Genomic DNA, 16,518 nt, shown 5'->3' with positions numbered 1-16,518 from the left:
CACCATCGCGACTTAGGGTGATGGCGTGCGGGGACTTCTGTTGGATGTCGGTGGCGTGCTGTTCGGTCCGGGATCGGATCTCGACGGCTTGAGCGCGGTCGTGCGCGCGGTGAAGGCCCGCGGAATCGTGACGGGAATCGTCAGCAACGATCCCGGCGGTGCCAATGCTCAGTGGTTGCGGGATCTCGGAGACGGGGTCTTGGTCGACGACGTGATCTTGTCCGGTGATGTCGAGATGGCGAAGCCCGACGCCGAGATCTATCTGTTGGCGGCGAGTCGTTTGGGCGTCGAGCCGGAGGACTTCGTTTTCGTGGATGATCTCGAAATCAACGTCCGGGCGGCGGTGGCAGTCGGGATGGTCGGGGTCCACCACGTCGGTTCGGAATCGACCATCGAGGAGTTGTCGATTCTGTTCGATCTCGGCGACGGAGGGGACACGAAGCCATGGTGAACAGGCTGACGACTCAGGATGCTGCTTTCTACTTCCTCGAAGCCGGGACGACGCCGATGCATGTCGGCTCGTTGGGGATCTTCAGGCAACTGCGAAACGGGATCGATCACGAGGAATTGCTTCGTCTGGTCGAAGAGCGGCTCGGATCGGTTCCGCGTTACCGCCAGCGAGTGCGTGAGGTGGCGTTCGGCCTGGCCCGCCCCGTCTGGGTGGACGACTCGGATTTCGACATCACCTATCACGTACGCCGATCGGCTCTGCCCAAACCAGGTTCCGACGAACAGCTGATGGATCTGATCGCGCGGCTGACGTCGAGACCACTCGACAGCACGAGGCCGTTGTGGGAGATGTACCTGGTCGAGGGGCTGACCAGAAACAGATTTGCCATCTTCACGAAGTCTCATTCGTCGTTGGTGGACGGCGAGGCGGCTCCAGAGATCAGTCAGGTGATCTTCGATCCGGAGAAGAATCGAGCGCCAGGCCCCGAAGAATTGTGGATGCCCGCCAGGCCGCCGAGCGATACCAGCTTGTTGGTCAGTGCAATGGCAGATCTCGTGACGAGCCCGGGGGAGGGGATCGCACGGGCGCGTGCAGCGTTCAACGACGTGACCACATCCGTCACCGAGGCTGTGAGTGCACTCGGGAAACTCGCAGAAGTGGTTCGAACGGCGACCCAGGTGGCCCCGTCGAGCCCGCTCAACGCCACCATCTCGCGCAATCGACGCCTTGCGGTGGCCAAGACGTCTCTCGAGGACTATCGACGTATTCGCGCGCGGTACGGGTGCGAGATCAATGACGTGATTCTCACCGTCATCGCAGGTGCGATGCGGAACTGGCTGCTCTCGCGTGGTGAGCCGGTGACCGAGGCGACCATCGTGCGGGCGATGGTGCCCATGTCGGTGTACACGGACGGCCCCGAGAGTCCCGACGTCGACGATCCGCAGGCGCCGGGGCATGTTTCCTCGTTCCTCATCGACCTGCCTGTCGGTGAACCCAACGCGGTTGTTCGGCTCTCTCACGTGGCGCATGCGACGGAGGCATTCGCGCGTCAGGGTCGGCGGGTCACCGCGCAGACGATGGTGCGAATGTCTGGGTTTGCGCCGGCGACGCTGCATGCGATGAGCTCCCGTGCGGCCAGTAGTCTGTCGCAGCGAATGTTCAACTTGATGATCACCAATGCGCCAGGGCCACAGTTCCCGCTCTACCTCGGTGGGGCTCGGATGCTGGAGATGTATCCGGTGTCGCCACTGCTCAAGAATCAGACACTCAGCATCGCCCTGACGTCGTACGACGGAAATGTCTACTACGGTTTGAATGCCGACCGTGACGCGATGTCGGACGTCGACGTCGTTCGTTCGCTGATCTTCGAGTCACTCGAGGAATTGACGGATGCGAGTCGGTGACGAACGAGCATGAAGGTGGTCTCATGAGGGTGTACGTACCGGCGACGGTCGAGATTTTGCAGAAGTTGGTCGCAGATCAGGAGTTCGACCCGATGAGCCGGACGGCTTTTGCGGTCACCCCGACTCTGCGTGAGTCGTACGCGGCGGGCGATGACGACGAGTTGGCCGAGGTCGCCATGGGTGAGGCTGCGCGTGCGTCGCTGCGGCTTATCGCCGGAACCGAGGGTGACGTCACCTTCCGGCGTGCTGTCGTTGCCGCCGACGTCGACGATGCCGATGTGAAGTTGCGGCCCGATCTCGACGATTCTGTAGTTCGATTGGCGGGTCCTCTGACGATGGCTCAGGTTGCATCTGTGCATGTCGACCTCGAACAGGCAGAATCGGACATCGAGCGCGCTGCTGGCATAGTCGACGCGGCGGATCTCGGCGATGCTGATGCCGAGTTCACGCTCGGCGACGCGGAGGACCACGAGTTGGCGTGGTACGCCGCGCAGGAGTTGCCGTTCTTGCTCGACCTGCTGTGAATGTGCTTACCGTGAAGTAACCTACGGTACCGTAACCTGATAACCTACGGTACCGTAGGCAGTGGGTTCGGAAGGTGAGAGGTGGAGGTCTGATGGGTCTGAAGGACTGGATCGAGGCACCGGCAGCGTCGGTAGTTCCGGCAGCGCGGTCGAAGCTCAATCTGCTTCGTGGTGCGGCGGCTCGGCTGACCACACCATTGCTTCCCGACGACTATCTGCACCTCGCAAATCCGTTGTGGTCCGCCCGCGAGCTGCGTGGTCAGATCGTCGAAGTCCGGCCTGAGACCACGGATTCGGCGACCATCGTCATCAAGCCGGGGTGGGGATTCGACTTCAACTACCAGCCGGGGCAGTACATCGGCATCGGTCTGCATATCGACGGACGCTGGCATTGGCGGTCGTACTCACTTACTTCGCCTCCCAACTGGGAGAACAAGCGCATTTCCATCGCGGTCAAGGCCATGCCAGAGGGCTTTCTCTCGAGCCACCTCGTCAGCGGGGCCGTGCCGTCGGGAACCATCGTTCGACTGGCCACGCCTTCGGGCAACTTCGCGTTGCCGGATCCGCCGCCGGAGAAGATCCTGTTCATCACCGCCGGCAGTGGCATCACTCCGGTCATGGGCATGTTGCGGACGATGAACCGGCGCGGTCAATTGCCCGACGTCATGCACATCCACTCGGCTCCGACGGAATCCGACGTGATGTTCGCCGACGAACTCACGGCACTGCACGCCGAGCACGAGGACTTCGTGAGTCACGTTCAGCTCACGCGCCGCGACGGAAAATTCAAACTCAGTTCCCTCGACACGGTCTGCCCCGACTGGCGTGAGCGCCACACCTGGGCGTGCGGACCCCTTCCGTTGCTCGACGAGCTCGAAGACGTCTGGAAGGCGGAAGGCATCGAGGATCGACTCCACATGGAGCGATTCGCGGTTTCGCGCATCGACGCCTCGGCGGACGGCGGCACGGTCACGTTCGAGAAGTCGGGTAAGACGATCACCGTCGACGGCGCGACGACGCTTCTGGAAGCCGGCGAGCAGTCCGGCGCCTTGATGCCCTTCGGTTGCCGCATGGGCATCTGCCAGACGTGTGTCGTGCCTCTCGTCGCCGGCCACGCAATCGACCTACGCTCGGGAAAACAGCACGCGGAGGGCGAGCGCATTCAGACGTGCATCTCCGCTGCCGCCGGCGACTGTACGCTGGACGCATAGCTTCTAGGCACACGGAGGACCACGGTGGCCATCACCGATATCAAAGAGTTTTCGCACCTCACCGAGGCCGATGTCGAAGCTCTCGGACGTGAACTCGATCAGATTCGACTCGACATCGAAGACTCTCGTGGAATCCGGGACGCCCGCTACATTCGTCGCGTCATTCGCGTCCAGCGGGCGTTGGAGCTCGGTGGGCGTATCGCGCTGTTCGGCAGTCGGTACCGACCGGCATGGCTGGTCGGCACGACCCTGCTGAGCCTGTCGAAGATCATCGAGAACATGGAGCTCGGGCATAACGTCATGCACGGGCAATGGGACTGGATGAACGATCCCGAGATTCACTCCGTCTCGTGGGAGTGGGATCAGACCGGTCCTTCCGAGCACTGGAAGCGTGCGCACAACTACCAGCACCACACGTACACCAACGTCGTCGGGATGGACGAGGACCTCGGTTTCGGGATCCTGCGTATGACGCGGGACGAGCCGTGGAAGCCGATCAACCTCTTCCAGCCGATCGCCAACGTGATCTTGGCGGCCACGTTCGAGTGGGGCATCGCGCTGCACGACCTCACGGCGGCAGCCGAGTTGGAGGGCGCGGAAAAGGGGCAACTGAACTCGCAGGCGAACAAAGACTTCGCGCGCAAGATCTTTCGTCAGGTGGGCAAGGACTTCATCTTGTTCCCCGCGCTGACGGGGCCGGCGTGGAAGTCGACCATGACGGCCAATGCCACCGCGAATCTCGTGCGCAACCTGTGGGCGTACGTCGTCATCTTCTGTGGTCACTTCCCGGACGGCGCCGAGAAGTTCACCGTTGCCGAATTCGAGCAGGAGACTCGTCACGAGTGGTACCTGCGCCAGATGCTCGGTAGCGCGAACTTCAATTCGGGCAAGCTCATGGGACTCATGAGCGGCAACTTGAGCTACCAGATCGAGCACCACGTCTTCCCTGATCTGCCGAGCAACCGCTACCCCGAAATTGCCGTGAAGATGCGTGCATTGTGCGAGAAGTTCGATCTCCCGTACACCACCGGTTCGCTCTTCAAGCAGTATCTCCTGGCGCTGCGCACGATCCACAAGCTGGCCTTGCCGGACAAGTGGCTGACTGCGACCTCGGACAATGCTCCGGAAACGTCCTCGGAACTACGGTTCCGTGACTCAGGGTTCCGGGACGCAGCCATGGCGATGGTCGAGGACCTGCGTACCGATCCGGTCACCGGCAAGCGCCTCGGATTGTTGACCGCACTCAAGTCGCAGGCGCGTTCTCGCATGCCGAAGCGCCGGAAGTGATATAGGTTACATCGGGAAAAACCTAACCTACGGTGTCGTAAGTTACGCTACAGTAGGTGCAGTTGATCTGAACGATTCGAAGTCATGATCGTTCTGCACTTACTACTTTGCGCCTAACTCACTGCTAGGAGGCTTTCCATGGCGATTGCAGATGTCAAGGAATATGCACATCTCACGGACGCCGACATCGAGGCGCTCGGCCGCGAACTCGACGCGATTCGTCGCGACGTCGAGGAGTCGCGTGGCGAGAAGGACGCGCGCTACGTGCGCAACGTCATCCGCCTGCAGCGTTCACTCGAAATTGGCGGCCGCGCAGTGCTTTTCGCCAGCCGTCGTCGTCCGGCGTGGCTCGCCGGAGTTGGCCTGCTGACGCTCTCGAAGATCATCGAGAACATGGAACTCGGGCACAACGTGATGCACGGGCAGTGGGACTGGATGAACGACCCGGAGATCCACTCCACCTCGTGGGAGTGGGACGTCACCGGCCCGTCTGCGCACTGGAAGCAGACCCACAACTACCTGCATCACAAGTACACCAACGTCCTCGGAATGGACGACGACGTCGGATACGGACTCCTGCGCGTCACCCGCGATCAGCGATGGAAGCCCTTCAACGCCGGCAATCTGGTCTACAACACGCTGCTCGCGCTGTTCTTCGAGTACGGCATCGCCGCACAGCACCTCGAGCTCGGCAAGGTGGCCAAGGGCCGCGCCGACAAGGAAGAGACCCAGCGCAAGCTCCGCGAGGTCGGCGAGAAGATCGGCAAGCAGGTCCTGCGCGACTACGTCATCTACCCGGCCATCACCGGCCCGGCGTGGAAGAGCACGTTGTCGGCCAACTTCACCGCCAACACCCTGCGGAACGTGTGGACCAACGCGGTCATCTTCTGCGGTCACTTCCCGGACGGTGCCGAGAAGTTCACCAAGGAAGACATCGACAAGGAAACGCAGGCTCAGTGGTACCTGCGTCAGATGCTCGGTAGCGCCAACATCGAGGGCAGCGCGCTCATGGACTTCATGACGGGCAACCTGAGCTACCAGATCGAGCATCACTTGTTCCCCGATCTGCCCAGCAACCGCTACAAGGACATCGCGGTCACGGTGCGTCAGCTCGCGGACAAGTACGACCTGCCGTACACGACGGGCCCACTTGCCGTGCAGTACGCCAAGTCCTGGCGCACCATCGCCAAGCTGTCGCTGCCCAACAAGTACCTCAAGGACACCGTCGACAATGCGCCCGAGACGGCGTCGGAGCGGATGTTCGACGGCGAACTGACGTCGACTGTCGATCCCGTGACCGGGCGTCGTAACGGTCTCAAGAGCGCCATCGCACGTAAGCGCAAGAGTGGAAAGCTGCGCAGCCTCCTCGGCCTGCGCTGATTTCCCGCCTGCGCTGACCAGACGCAACAAGCGGCCCGACACCATTCGACATGGTGCCGGGCCGCTTTGCTGTTCTCGCTAAGGGGTGTCGCTCAGTACTGATCGTTGGACTTGATCGCTTCCAGCAGTTGTCGCACAGCGACGACGCGTCGAGCGGATTTGCCCTCCAGCAGGTCGAGCTTGCATTCGGGGTCTGCCGGCGGCCCGAGGTGCGTGCATCCGCGCGGGCAATCCTCGATCGCCGCAGCGAGATCCGAGAATGCAGCCACCACGTTCTCGGGCGAGATGTGCGCCAGACCGAACGAACGGATGCCAGGGGTGTCGATCACCCAGCCGCCACCGGCGAGGGGGAGTGCCACCGATTGCGTCGATGTGTGCCGGCCCTTGCCGACGCCGGATACGATGCCGACCGCTCGATTGGCATCGGGGACAAGGCGATTGACCAATGTCGATTTTCCGACGCCGGAATGTCCGATCAGGGCGGTCAACTTGTGCTCGAGGATCTGCGTCAGTTCGTCCAGGGGATCGTCGCGACCGGCGACGACCACTTGGATGTCGAGGTCGGCGAATGTGCTCGCGAATTCCTCGGGTGGTTCGAGGTCGCTCTTGGTCAGGCAGACGATCGGTGTCAGGCCACCCACGTAGGCGGCGACCAGTGCGCGCTCGACAAAACCGGTGCGCGGTGGGGGATCGGCGAGTGCTACGACGATGAGCAACTGCTCCGCGTTCGCGACGACGATGCGTTCGAAGGGATCAGTGTCGTCGGCCGTCCGTCGCAGAACCGTAGAACGCTCGGAGACCCGGACAATGCGGGCGAGGGTATCGGTTTTGCCGGACAGATCGCCGACGATGTCCACCTGATCGCCGACGACGATGGGGGTGCGGCCAAGTTCGCGGGCGCGCATCGTGACGATCAGCCGGTCGGGATCGCCGCCGAGGACGCAACCCCAACGGCCACGATCCTTCGACACCACCATCCCCGATTCGGCCGAGAGATGTTCGGGCCGAGTCTTCGTACGGGGGCGGGATCCGCGGCCGGGACGTACCCGGACGTCGGACTCGTCGTACTGCCGCGGACTCAGAAGCTTGCCTTCGGTGTCGCCGGCGAGCTCTCGAGCATGTCGATCCACATGTTCTCGAAGCCGGGCAGTGTCTTGGCTGTGGTTCCGACGTCGTCGACGTCGACGCCGTCGACGACCAGGCCGATGATGGCGCCGGCTGTTGCCATGCGGTGGTCGGCATACGAAAGCCATTGTCCGCCGTGGAGTTCCGCGGGAACGATCGTCAGGCCGTCGTCGGTTTCGGTGACGGAGCCGCCGAGCTTGTTGATCTCGTCGGCGAGGGCGGCCAGACGGTCGGTCTCGTGCCCGCGCAGGTGTGCAATACCTCGTAGATGCGAGGTGCCCTCGGCGAGAGCAGCCAGGGCCGCGACGGTGGGGGTCAGCTCTCCCACGTCGTGGAGGTCGATGTCGATGCCGCGCAGTTTCTCCGGGCCGCGAACGGTTAGCACGCCGTCGGCAAGAGTGACGTCGGCGCCCATCGAGGCGAGGATCCCGCGGATCGCGTTGCCGGGCTGCGTCGTCGACGACGGCCACATCGGGACGCTGACGGTTCCGCCGGTAACAGCGGCTGCGGCCAGGAACGGTGTGGCGTTGGAGAGATCGGGTTCGATCGCCCAGTCCACGGCGCGCACCGGCCCCGGTGCCACCCGCCACGTGTCTGCGTCTCCGCCCGTGGCTGGTGTCGTCACGGAGACTCCGGCTTGGCGGAGCATCTCGACGGTCATGTCGATGTGTGGCATGGACGGGACGGGCTTGCCGTCGTGGTGAACGGTGACACCCTCTTCGAAGGCAGCAGCCGAGAGCAGGAGACCGGAGACGAACTGCGACGAGCCGGATGCGTCGATGGTGACCGTTCCTCCGCGTAGGGATCCGGTTCCGGTGACGGTGAACGGGAGTGCGTCACCCTCGATCCGAGCGCCGAGACCGCGCAGTGCCTCCAAGATGGTGCCGAGGGGGCGTGTGCGTGCTTGCTCGTCGCCGTCGAAGCGGACGATGCCGTCGGCCATCGCGGCGAGTGGCGGCAGGAAGCGCATCACGGTGCCGGCCAGGCCGCAGTCGACCTCGCCGCCGCGCAGGGGCCCAGGGGTGATGCGAAGCGTGGTCGGATCGCCGGCTTCCTCGACGCCGATGCCGAGGTCACGCAGAGCTGCGATCATCAGGTCGGCGTCACGGCTGCGAAGTGCACCGGTGATCGTGGACGGGCCATCCGCAAGTGCGGCAAGAATCAGAGCTCGATTGGTGATGGACTTGGATCCGGGCAGCGTCACCACTGCATCGACGGGTGCTTGGGCCCTCGGGGCGCTCCACAGACTCAGACTCACATGGTCCATCTTCTCTCATCGGTGGGGGAATGGTCGAAACCGTGCCACCCTGGGTGTCATGTGCGGAAGGTATGCGACCACAGCGGACCCGGCCACCCTGGCGGTGGAACTCGATGCGCTCGACGAGACGGACCACTCGGCGCCCGTCGAAGCCGATTACAACGTGGCCCCCACGACCGAGGTGTTGACCGTCGTCGAACGCCACGATCGGGAGAACCCCGACAGCGATCCGACCAAGAGGATTCGGCGGATGCGGTGGGGATTGGTGCCGTCGTGGACCAAGGAACTGGGCAAAGGCCCGGTCCTGTTCAACGCCCGCGCCGACTCGCTGGCGGAGAAGCCGGCGTTTCGGACCGCCTTCAAGTTCAAGCGTTGCCTGGTCCCCATGGACGGGTGGTACGAGTGGCAGACCGAGGCCACCGGCGGGAAAAAGGCAGCGAAGATTCCTTACTACATGCACCCCGACGACGGATCACGGCTGTTCATGGCGGGCGTGTGGTCTGCCTGGCGGGACCCGAGGGTCGAGAACGCGAGCCCCGTCCTGAGCTGCTCGATCGTCACAGTCGACTCTCTCGGTCACCTCGAGCAGGTTCACGACCGCATGCCCCTCGCCCTGCCTCGTGACCGCTGGGAGGCGTGGCTCGATCCCGACAACACCGTCGATTCGGCTCTGCTCGAACCGGTGCCGGACCTCTTCGAGCGGATCGACGTCGATCGAGTCCGGCCGCTGGTCAACAGTGTCAAGAACAACGGGCACGAGTTGATCGAGCCGGACGTCGACCGTGCCGGCGAGCAGATCAGCCTGCTCTAGTGGTCAGCCGAGAGCCCAGGTAACGGTCACCTCGAACGAGACCTGCTGGGTTCCCGGGGCGAGAACCATGTCGGACATCGAGGCGTCGGGAGCGCGCATGGTCTGACCGCCGCTCGTGTCGTGTGCCTCGGTGATGGTCACGACGTTCTCGAGCGACGTACCGGACAGATCCGCGTACTGCTCGGCACGGTTCTTCGCGTCCTCGAAGGCCCGGGTGCGAGCGTCGGCCAGAAGCTGAGAGTCGTCGTCGATGGCGAAGGCGACGTTACCGAGCCGTGCCGCGTTTCCACCCGCCGCGATGCCGGCGTCCAGGACAGAAGAGGCCTTGTCGAGATCGCGCACGACGATTCGTACCGAGTTGGTTGCCCGGTAGCCGGTCACGTTGCCGCCGACGAACGGTCCGCCGCTGGCGTCGTACTGCGGCTGGACGGACAGATCGCTTGTCTGCACGTCCTCGGGGGCCACACCGGCGGCGACTATCGCGTCGATCATCTGACGGGCCTTGTCATTCGCCTCCGAGACCGCTCCCGATACATCCGGGGCAACCACCTCGATGCCGATGTCGGCATTGAGGATGTCCGGCGCCCCGCGGACCTGCCCTGATCCGGCTACCGTGACTTCCTTGGCGGCATTGTCCGAACTCCCGCAGGCCGTCAGCGAGACGGTGAGAGCTGCCGCTGCAGCGGTCAGTGCAAGAGTTTTCAGGTGTGGTCGCATGGTGAGACCGTAGCGACCGGATACTCAGCCCGCCGTGATTTGCGCCGTGACCGCGCCACTCAACTGCGCGAGGTCCGTCGGAGCCAGCTCGATCTCGAGCCCGCGCCGTCCGGCGCTGCAGAGAATGCGGTCCCAGTCGAGCGCCGACGCATCGATCACGGTCGGCAGTTTCTTGCGTTGGCCGAGCGGTGAGATACCGCCGAAGACGTAGCCGCTCGAGCGCTCGGCTTCGGCGCGATCGGCCATGACGGCTTTGCTTGCACCGAGGGCAGCGGCTGCGGCTTTGAGCGAGAGCTTGTTCGGGACCGGCAGGACCGCGACGGCGAGCTTGCCGGTGTCGAGTTTGACGACCAAGGTCTTGAAGATCTGTGCGGCCTCGACTCCTACCAACTCGGCCAGTGCAGTGACCGCCTCGTCGCCGAACGATTCGGCGCGAGGATCGTGGTCGTAGCTGTGAACGCGGTGCGGTGTCTTCGACTTGTCGAGAAGTACGGTCGCAGGGGTCGCTGTTCCGGCCATGAGGAACACCCTATGTGGATCGCCGACAGGTACATCCGACCAGGCCGGGAACAGAGTCGCAGACTCCCGTGTTGGTACCAGTTGATGAAACTTGTCCCGAGAAGCGAAGGAGCGACCGTGCTGGCTGTGTGTGAGCCACCACCGGCCCGTGGGTCGGATCTTCAGTTGGCGGTAACCTTGATCCCTACGGCTAGTGAAGGGATCAGAGTGCTGGAACACGACCGGCCCAAGGACGAACCGTCAGGGGTAACTGAACCTATCGACGGCGCTGTGTCCGAAACGCCCGAAACTGCGGATGAGTTGATTGCCCGGTTCGAGCGCGACGCGCTCCCGCTGCTCGACCAGTTGTACGGCGCTGCCCTGCGCATGACGCGGAATCCGGCTGATGCCGAGGATCTCGTGCAGGAGACGTACGTCAAGGCGTACACCGCTTTCCGTTCGTTCCGTGCCGGTACCAACCTGAAAGCCTGGCTGTACCGGATTCTCACGAACACCTACATCAACTCGTACCGCAAGAAGCAGCGCCAACCCGCGCAGTATCCGACGGACGAGATCACCGACTGGCAGTTGGCTGCCACCGCCGAGCACACCTCGACGGGGCTGCGATCGGCCGAGGTGGAGGCGCTCGACGCGTTGCCTGACGATGACATCAAGGCGGCGCTGCAGTCGCTTCCCGAGGAATTCCGTATGGCCGTGTACTACGCCGATGTCGAAGGATTCCCGTACAAGGAGATCGCGGAGATCATGGGCACACCCATCGGAACGGTGATGTCGCGACTGCACCGTGGTCGCAAGCAATTGCGTGGTCTTTTGGCCGATGTCGCAAAAGACCGGGGATTCAATCGGGACGGCGCGGTCGACACAGCCACAGTCGCAGCCACCGAGACGGAAGGTGTCACACGATGAGTGAGCAGGACGAATTCGAAAGGCTCGACTGCTCGGCAGTCATCGCCGACGTCTGGTTGATGCTCGACGGTGAATGCGACGATTCAAGTCGTGCTCGCCTGCAGCGTCATATCGACGATTGTGGATCGTGCCTCGAGGCCTACGGGATCGAGGAGAAGGTCAAGAGCCTGATCAACCGTAAGTGCGGTGGAGATCACGCGCCGGAAAGCCTGCGTCAGCGGCTCACCGTCGAGTTGCGTCGGACCATCGTCATAACGACTACCGAAACCGACAGCTAACCCGTCAGCGAAGATCTGAGCGGCAGCAGTCGGAAGGCAGTAACGCCGAGGGGCGGGGAAGCAATGCTTCCCCGCCCCTCGGACGTTTTGTTGCGCTACATGTCAGGCGTTTGGACGCTTGCCATGGTTAGCGGCGTTGCCCTTACGGCTGCGCTTCTTACGACCACGCTTACCCATGATTGGTCTCCCTTCTGTTTCTTTCGCGTCATTGTTTCACGCCGATGCCGGTGTGGTTCCATTGGCAGGTCGATCGAGTGATCCGTCGACGTATTTTCGTGGTCAGAGTGCAGTTCCGACAGAAGTGAGGTTCACGATGGCAGAAGACGTGCGCGCCGAGATGGTTTCGACGGTCTACCAGGTCGTCGTGAGCGAGGGAGACGTCGTTGCGGACGGCGACACCCTGGTCATCCTCGAATCCATGAAGATGGAGATTCCCGTCCTGGCCGAGGTTCCGGGAACGGTGACGACGGTGGGCGTCAAGGTCGGCGACGTGATTCAGCAAGGCGATCTGATCGCCGTGATCTCCTAAGCCGGACGATGTCCACTCTCAGTGACCTCCTCGCCGAACACACCGATCTTCCCGGTGCGGCGGTCGACCATCTCCAGCGCGTCGTGGGGGAGTGGCAACTGCTCGCCGACCTCTCCTTTGCCGACGTTCTCCTGTGGGTGGGCACCGAATCGGAGAAGAACCGATCCGAGGGGACGGTCATCTGCGTCGCGCATTGCCGGCCGACAACGGCATCGACGGCTTTTCCGGAGGACGCGGTCGGAACGGTCGTTTCCGAGTCCGAGCACCCGCAGGTTCTTCGCGCTCTCGTCGAGGGCCGCGTCGTGCGCGGGGAAGACGAGACGTGGCGTGAAGGAATGCCGCCGCGTCGGGAAGCCGTTCCGGTGCGTCTGGACGGGCGAGTCATCGCGGTTCTGAGCCGCGACACCAACCTGTCGCACCAGCGAGCGCAGAGTCCGCTCGAGCTCGCGTATCTCGATTGCGCCGAAGACCTGTGTCAGATGATCAGCGACGGAACCTTCCCGATCCGAGAATCGCGCTCCGACACGAACTCGAGCCCACGTGCGGGCGACGGCTTCATCCGTCTCGATACCGAAGGCACCGTCGTCTATGCCAGCCCGAACGCGCTCTCGGCCTATCACCGGATGGGTCTGAGTTCGGATCTGGTGGGCCAAGACCTCGCGGCGTTGACCCGTTCGTTGGTCACCGACCCGTTCGAGTCTCAGGAAGCTGCGGGATACATCCGAGATACGTTGGCGGACAAGCCCGGTCGCCGTATGGAGATCGAGGCGCGCGGGGCGACCGTTCTGCTGCGAGCCCTGGTTCTCAAGCCGGGCGGCCGGCATGTCGGTGCGGCGGTCGTCGTCCGCGACGTCACCGAGGTCAAGCGTCGTGATCGCGCTCTCCTGAGCAAGGACGCAACCATCCGCGAGATTCACCATCGAGTGAAGAACAACCTGCAAACCGTCGCGGCGCTTCTGCGTCTACAGGCCAGGCGAACCGGCAACGACGAAGCGCGACAGGCGTTGACAGAGTCGGTGAGGCGCGTGACGTCCATCGCCCTCGTTCACGACACCTTGTCGATGTCGGTGGACGAAGAGGTGGATCTCGACGAGGTGATCGACCGGTTGGTTCCCATGCTCTCAGATGTCGCGGGAGTGGGTGTGCCGGTGGCGATTCGGCGTGAGGGCAGTTTCGGAGTGTTCTCCGCCGAGCGCGCCACCCCGCTGGTCATGGTGCTGACGGAGTTGGTGCAGAACGCGATCGAGCACGCTTTCGATCCGGGAGTGACCGGCACGGTCACACTCAGCGCCGAGCGTTCTGCGCGCTGGTTGGACGTGATCATCCACGACAACGGGCGCGGCCTGCCGGAGAACTTCGACCTCGAGAAGTCCGATCGGCTCGGACTCCAGATCGTGCGGACTTTGCTGGGCGCCGAACTCGGTGGCTCGCTCGGACTGCACCCGGGAAGCGGTGGCGGCACCGACGCGGTTCTGCGTGTGCCGCTCGGTAGACGCACTGCGCGTTACTGATTCGAGCAGCGTTAGCGATTCGAGCAGACAAAAAGCCCGACACCATGTGGTGTCGGGCTGTCGTCTTCGACTGTGCGGAGGGGCTGTTCTCCGCCGCGAGTCGAACGTCTCGGTTCTACCTAGACGGAAGTGCGTGCACGGGTACGTGCGTTACGACGCTTGAGTGCGCGACGCTCGTCTTCGCTCATTCCGCCCCAGACGCCTGCATCCTGACCGGACTCGAGAGCCCAGGACAGGCACTCGGCGGTGACGGGGCAGCGGTTGCAGACAACCTTGGCATCAGCGATCTGAGCGAGGGCCGGTCCACTGTTTCCCACCGGGAAGAACAGTTCGGGATCCTCGTCGCGACAGATTGCGTTGTGGCGCCAGTCCATCTTTTTTCGCTCCTTAATTGGGTGTGTATTCACACCATTTGGTACCAATGAGTTTGTGTGTGCGTCATCAATGTTTCCGCACTGTTACTTGTGAATGCTTTCACGAACTCGCGGTATGTCAATAGGTTTGAACGGGTTCGTGGGCCAACTCACTAATTTGTGACACACCTGACGGCCACCTGGGCGTCACCGGCATTTTACCCGATTTCGACTATTCGGCACCAGAGTTTTTGCAGGTCAAACGTGTTGCCTGACTCACGTCGGAATCGGTGCGAACACTTCCAGTGCATCCGGGACCGAGGTGAATTCGACTTTTTCGCGAAGTCCGATGTAGTCGCCGTCCATCTGCAGTCCGATCGGTCGCGACGATTCGATGGTGATTGTCGGGACGTCGTCGGTGCGTAGAAGGACCTTCGATTTCGGTTCTGCGCCGCGTGCGAGGAGCTGTCGCACAACCCGCAGAGACGGTAGGACTTTGGTGCTCGTCATGGCGAAGATGCCGAGTCCACTGTCGAAGGTCGTTCCCGGATTGGTGTGTACGGGACGCTCTTCCAGATATGTCCACGGGCTCGAGTTCGACACGAACGCGTAGTGGACTCCGGAGACGGGATCCTGATCGGGGAGGTGGACTGTCAGGGCGGGCTCGGCTCGCTTGGCACGGAAGAACGCCGCGATTGCGGTTCGGACATACCGGGCGGGTGTGGCGGCGTCACCGTTCTTACGGCTGGCGTCGACGGCCTCGCATACATCGGCGTCGAGGCCCATTCCGGCGTTGAACGTGAACCAACGGTTGTCGCAGTGTGCGAGCCCGATTCGGCGTCTCGTTCGTTCCGAGAGTAGATCGACGAGTTGGTTTGTGGCGTCGATCGGGTCGGCGGCAATACCGAGTGAGCGCGCGAAAACGTTTGCCGAGCCTCCCGGGACGACAGCGATCGTCGGGATCGGACCGACCGGAACCGATTTCATCGACGCCGGATGCGGTGACCCGAGCAGTCCGTTGACCACTTCGTTGACCGTTCCGTCGCCGCCGTGGACGATCACCGAGCCGAAGCCGTCTTCGTGGGCTTCGCGCGCCAGTTCGGCGGCGTGTCCCCGATGTGTGGTGTGCGCCACAGTAAGTCGCACCCGACTCTCGAGGGCGTGTGCCAACAGGTCACGACCGGCAGCAGTGGTGGAGGTGGCATTGGGGTTGACGATCAGCAGTGCGCGCACGGGGCATGAGCCTATCCGGTGTCGTGTTCTAGGCTGGCCTCGTGCCGAATACCGCCAGTCCGAACGCCCTGCCCAAGACAGTCACATGGGCAGGTGCCCTCGTGACGCTGCAAGGGCTGGTTGCCGCCGGGTTCGCGATCGTCGCAGTGATTCGCGGCGCGACCGGTCACGATCAGAGCGTCACCAACGGATACGGATTTGCCGCCTGGGTCGCGATCCTCGGCGGCGCGGTGTTGGCTGCCGGTATCGCTTTGCTGACGGGCCGCCGGTGGGGCCGGGCAATCGCCGTCGTCGCGCAGTTGCTGCTCCTGCCGGTCGCCTGGTCGCTCCTGACCGATTCGCATCAGGTGCCGCTCGGCATCGTTCTGGGTGTCGTCGTTCTCGGCGCTCTGGGCTGCCTGTTCTCGGCTCCGACGTCTCGATGGATGGCAGCGGAGTACGGAGCGTACGCAGACGAGGTGTCGCCGGAAGAGGGACGCCCGGACGAGACCGAAGAGCCGCGGGACAAGTAGGGCGGAACGCCTACCCTGCTTCAGTCCTACTCGGCTTCGGCGGCAAGAGCCCCGAGGTGGGTGCCGGTCAGGCGATACGTGGTCCACTCCGTCTTCGCGTCGGCACCGAGTGACTCGTAGAACTTGATCGAGGGGGTGTTCCAGTTGAGCACCGACCAGGACAGCCGGGTGTAGTCGTTGTCGGTGCACTCCTTGGCGAGCGCGGCCAGAAGAGCCTTTCCGTGGCCTGATCCGCGCTGGCTGGGCTTGACGTACAGGTCTTCGAGGTAGATGCCGTGGGCGCCGTCCCACGTGGAGAAATTGCGGAACCACAGCGCCATGCCGACGACGTCGTCAGCCGAATTCACAGCGACGTGCGCGAAGGCCGTCGCGGCCGGCCCGAACAATGCCTCGCCGATCTGTTCCGCCTTCACGGTGCACTCGTCGAGGGCCTTCTGGTAGTCCGCCAACTCGTAGATCATGTCGGTGATCGGCTGGACGTCTGCGGGCGTGGCGCGTCGGATCATGGGG

20 protein-coding genes are annotated in these 16,518 nt (G+C 63.2%); 12 read left to right on the top strand and 8 right to left on the bottom strand.

Annotated features, from left to right (window positions below; all coding sequences use genetic code 11):
* Positions 1 to 25 precede the first annotated feature (25 nt).
* From H7C86_RS04465 to H7C86_RS04440, 6 genes are all read left to right on the top strand, one after another.
* On the top strand, positions 26 to 451 hold the full coding sequence (locus H7C86_RS04465) for an HAD-IA family hydrolase (RefSeq protein WP_021343720.1): 426 nt from the start codon (positions 26 to 28) through the stop codon (positions 449 to 451).
* The gene (locus tag H7C86_RS04460; RefSeq protein WP_003940935.1) at positions 445 to 1,854 is read left to right on the top strand and encodes a wax ester/triacylglycerol synthase family O-acyltransferase; all 1,410 of its coding nucleotides are present in this window, start codon (positions 445 to 447) and stop codon (positions 1,852 to 1,854) included. The genes H7C86_RS04465 and H7C86_RS04460 overlap by 7 nt, the downstream gene beginning before the upstream one ends.
* Positions 1,855 to 1,877: 23 nt before the next feature.
* Positions 1,878 to 2,378 (top strand): DUF6912 family protein, encoded by a 501-nt coding sequence (locus H7C86_RS04455; RefSeq protein ID WP_029255041.1) that lies wholly within the window; start codon positions 1,878 to 1,880, stop codon positions 2,376 to 2,378.
* A 92-nt stretch (positions 2,379 to 2,470) separates the two neighbouring features.
* Complete coding sequence (locus H7C86_RS04450) at positions 2,471 to 3,589, top strand: ferredoxin reductase (protein WP_003940928.1); 1,119 nt, start codon at positions 2,471 to 2,473, stop codon at positions 3,587 to 3,589.
* A 24-nt stretch (positions 3,590 to 3,613) separates the two neighbouring features.
* On the top strand, positions 3,614 to 4,876 hold the full coding sequence (locus H7C86_RS04445; RefSeq protein WP_020907111.1) for an acyl-CoA desaturase: 1,263 nt from the start codon (positions 3,614 to 3,616) through the stop codon (positions 4,874 to 4,876).
* A gap of 138 nt (positions 4,877 to 5,014) precedes the next feature.
* On the top strand, positions 5,015 to 6,256 hold the full coding sequence (locus H7C86_RS04440; RefSeq protein ID WP_182261145.1) for a fatty acid desaturase: 1,242 nt from the start codon (positions 5,015 to 5,017) through the stop codon (positions 6,254 to 6,256).
* Between the two features lie 92 nt (positions 6,257 to 6,348).
* Here H7C86_RS04440 and rsgA read toward each other — a convergent pair whose 3' ends face one another.
* Positions 6,349 to 7,386: a ribosome small subunit-dependent GTPase A gene (rsgA, locus tag H7C86_RS04435; protein ID WP_084326448.1), complete on the bottom strand. Its 1,038-nt coding sequence runs from the start codon at positions 7,384 to 7,386 to the stop codon at positions 6,349 to 6,351.
* On the bottom strand, positions 7,335 to 8,648 hold the full coding sequence (gene aroA / locus H7C86_RS04430) for a 3-phosphoshikimate 1-carboxyvinyltransferase (RefSeq protein ID WP_182261144.1): 1,314 nt from the start codon (positions 8,646 to 8,648) through the stop codon (positions 7,335 to 7,337). The genes rsgA and aroA overlap by 52 nt, the downstream gene beginning before the upstream one ends.
* A gap of 49 nt (positions 8,649 to 8,697) precedes the next feature.
* On the opposite strand from aroA, the gene H7C86_RS04425 reads away from it, so the two are divergent.
* Complete coding sequence (locus H7C86_RS04425; RefSeq protein WP_020969226.1) at positions 8,698 to 9,450, top strand: SOS response-associated peptidase; 753 nt, start codon at positions 8,698 to 8,700, stop codon at positions 9,448 to 9,450.
* Positions 9,451 to 9,453: 3 nt separating this feature from the next.
* On the opposite strand, the gene H7C86_RS04420 is transcribed toward H7C86_RS04425, so the two are convergent.
* Both H7C86_RS04420 and ybaK read right to left on the bottom strand, forming a co-directional pair.
* Entirely contained in the window at positions 9,454 to 10,167 is a 714-nt protein-coding gene (locus tag H7C86_RS04420) for an SIMPL domain-containing protein (protein ID WP_182261143.1), read from the bottom strand.
* 24 nt (positions 10,168 to 10,191) lie between these two features.
* On the bottom strand, positions 10,192 to 10,686 hold the full coding sequence (gene ybaK / locus H7C86_RS04415; protein WP_019747794.1) for a Cys-tRNA(Pro) deacylase: 495 nt from the start codon (positions 10,684 to 10,686) through the stop codon (positions 10,192 to 10,194).
* A gap of 207 nt (positions 10,687 to 10,893) precedes the next feature.
* Between ybaK and H7C86_RS04410 the strand changes: the two genes are divergently transcribed.
* Positions 10,894 to 11,592, top strand: coding sequence for a sigma-70 family RNA polymerase sigma factor (locus H7C86_RS04410; RefSeq protein WP_019747795.1), 699 nt, complete (start codon positions 10,894 to 10,896; stop codon positions 11,590 to 11,592).
* Complete coding sequence (gene rsrA, locus H7C86_RS04405) at positions 11,589 to 11,870, top strand: mycothiol system anti-sigma-R factor (RefSeq protein ID WP_003940722.1); 282 nt, start codon at positions 11,589 to 11,591, stop codon at positions 11,868 to 11,870. Before H7C86_RS04410 ends, rsrA begins: the two co-directional genes overlap by 4 nt.
* A 102-nt stretch (positions 11,871 to 11,972) precedes the next feature.
* Here the strand turns inward: rsrA and H7C86_RS37920 are convergent, their stop codons facing one another.
* On the bottom strand, positions 11,973 to 12,047 hold the full coding sequence (locus H7C86_RS37920; protein WP_022597109.1) for a 50S ribosomal protein bL37: 75 nt from the start codon (positions 12,045 to 12,047) through the stop codon (positions 11,973 to 11,975).
* Positions 12,048 to 12,183: 136 nt separating this feature from the next.
* Here H7C86_RS37920 and H7C86_RS04400 point away from each other — a divergent pair, with 136 nt between their 5' ends.
* Together H7C86_RS04400 and H7C86_RS04395 are read left to right on the top strand one after the other, a co-directional pair.
* Complete coding sequence (locus tag H7C86_RS04400; RefSeq protein ID WP_007731208.1) at positions 12,184 to 12,399, top strand: biotin/lipoyl-binding carrier protein; 216 nt, start codon at positions 12,184 to 12,186, stop codon at positions 12,397 to 12,399.
* Positions 12,400 to 12,407: 8 nt separating this feature from the next.
* Positions 12,408 to 13,910, top strand: a complete 1,503-nt coding sequence (locus tag H7C86_RS04395; protein ID WP_019747797.1) for a sensor histidine kinase — start codon at positions 12,408 to 12,410, stop codon at positions 13,908 to 13,910.
* Between the two features lie 119 nt (positions 13,911 to 14,029).
* Here H7C86_RS04395 and H7C86_RS04390 read toward each other — a convergent pair whose 3' ends face one another.
* Complete coding sequence (locus tag H7C86_RS04390) at positions 14,030 to 14,284, bottom strand: WhiB family transcriptional regulator (protein WP_003940950.1); 255 nt, start codon at positions 14,282 to 14,284, stop codon at positions 14,030 to 14,032.
* Between the two features lie 255 nt (positions 14,285 to 14,539).
* Entirely contained in the window at positions 14,540 to 15,496 is a 957-nt protein-coding gene (locus tag H7C86_RS04385; protein WP_019747798.1) for a diacylglycerol kinase family protein, read from the bottom strand.
* 41 nt (positions 15,497 to 15,537) lie between these two features.
* Here H7C86_RS04385 and H7C86_RS04380 point away from each other — a divergent pair, with 41 nt between their 5' ends.
* Positions 15,538 to 16,008 carry a membrane protein gene (locus tag H7C86_RS04380; RefSeq protein ID WP_019747799.1) on the top strand — a complete coding sequence of 157 codons (471 nt, stop codon included), beginning with the start codon at positions 15,538 to 15,540 and terminating at the stop codon, positions 16,006 to 16,008.
* Positions 16,009 to 16,034: 26 nt separating this feature from the next.
* Here the strand turns inward: H7C86_RS04380 and H7C86_RS04375 are convergent, their stop codons facing one another.
* Positions 16,035 to 16,514, bottom strand: a complete 480-nt coding sequence (locus H7C86_RS04375) for a GNAT family N-acetyltransferase (RefSeq protein WP_003940724.1) — start codon at positions 16,512 to 16,514, stop codon at positions 16,035 to 16,037.
* Positions 16,515 to 16,518 lie beyond the last annotated feature (4 nt).

This window comes from Rhodococcus sp. UFZ-B548 (genome assembly GCF_903819475.1).
Taxonomy (GTDB): Bacteria; Actinomycetota; Actinomycetes; order Mycobacteriales; family Mycobacteriaceae; genus Rhodococcus_F; species Rhodococcus_F erythropolis.
The sequence above is the reverse complement of the archived record's forward strand: the minus strand, read 5'-3'. Positions and strand labels throughout refer to the sequence as shown.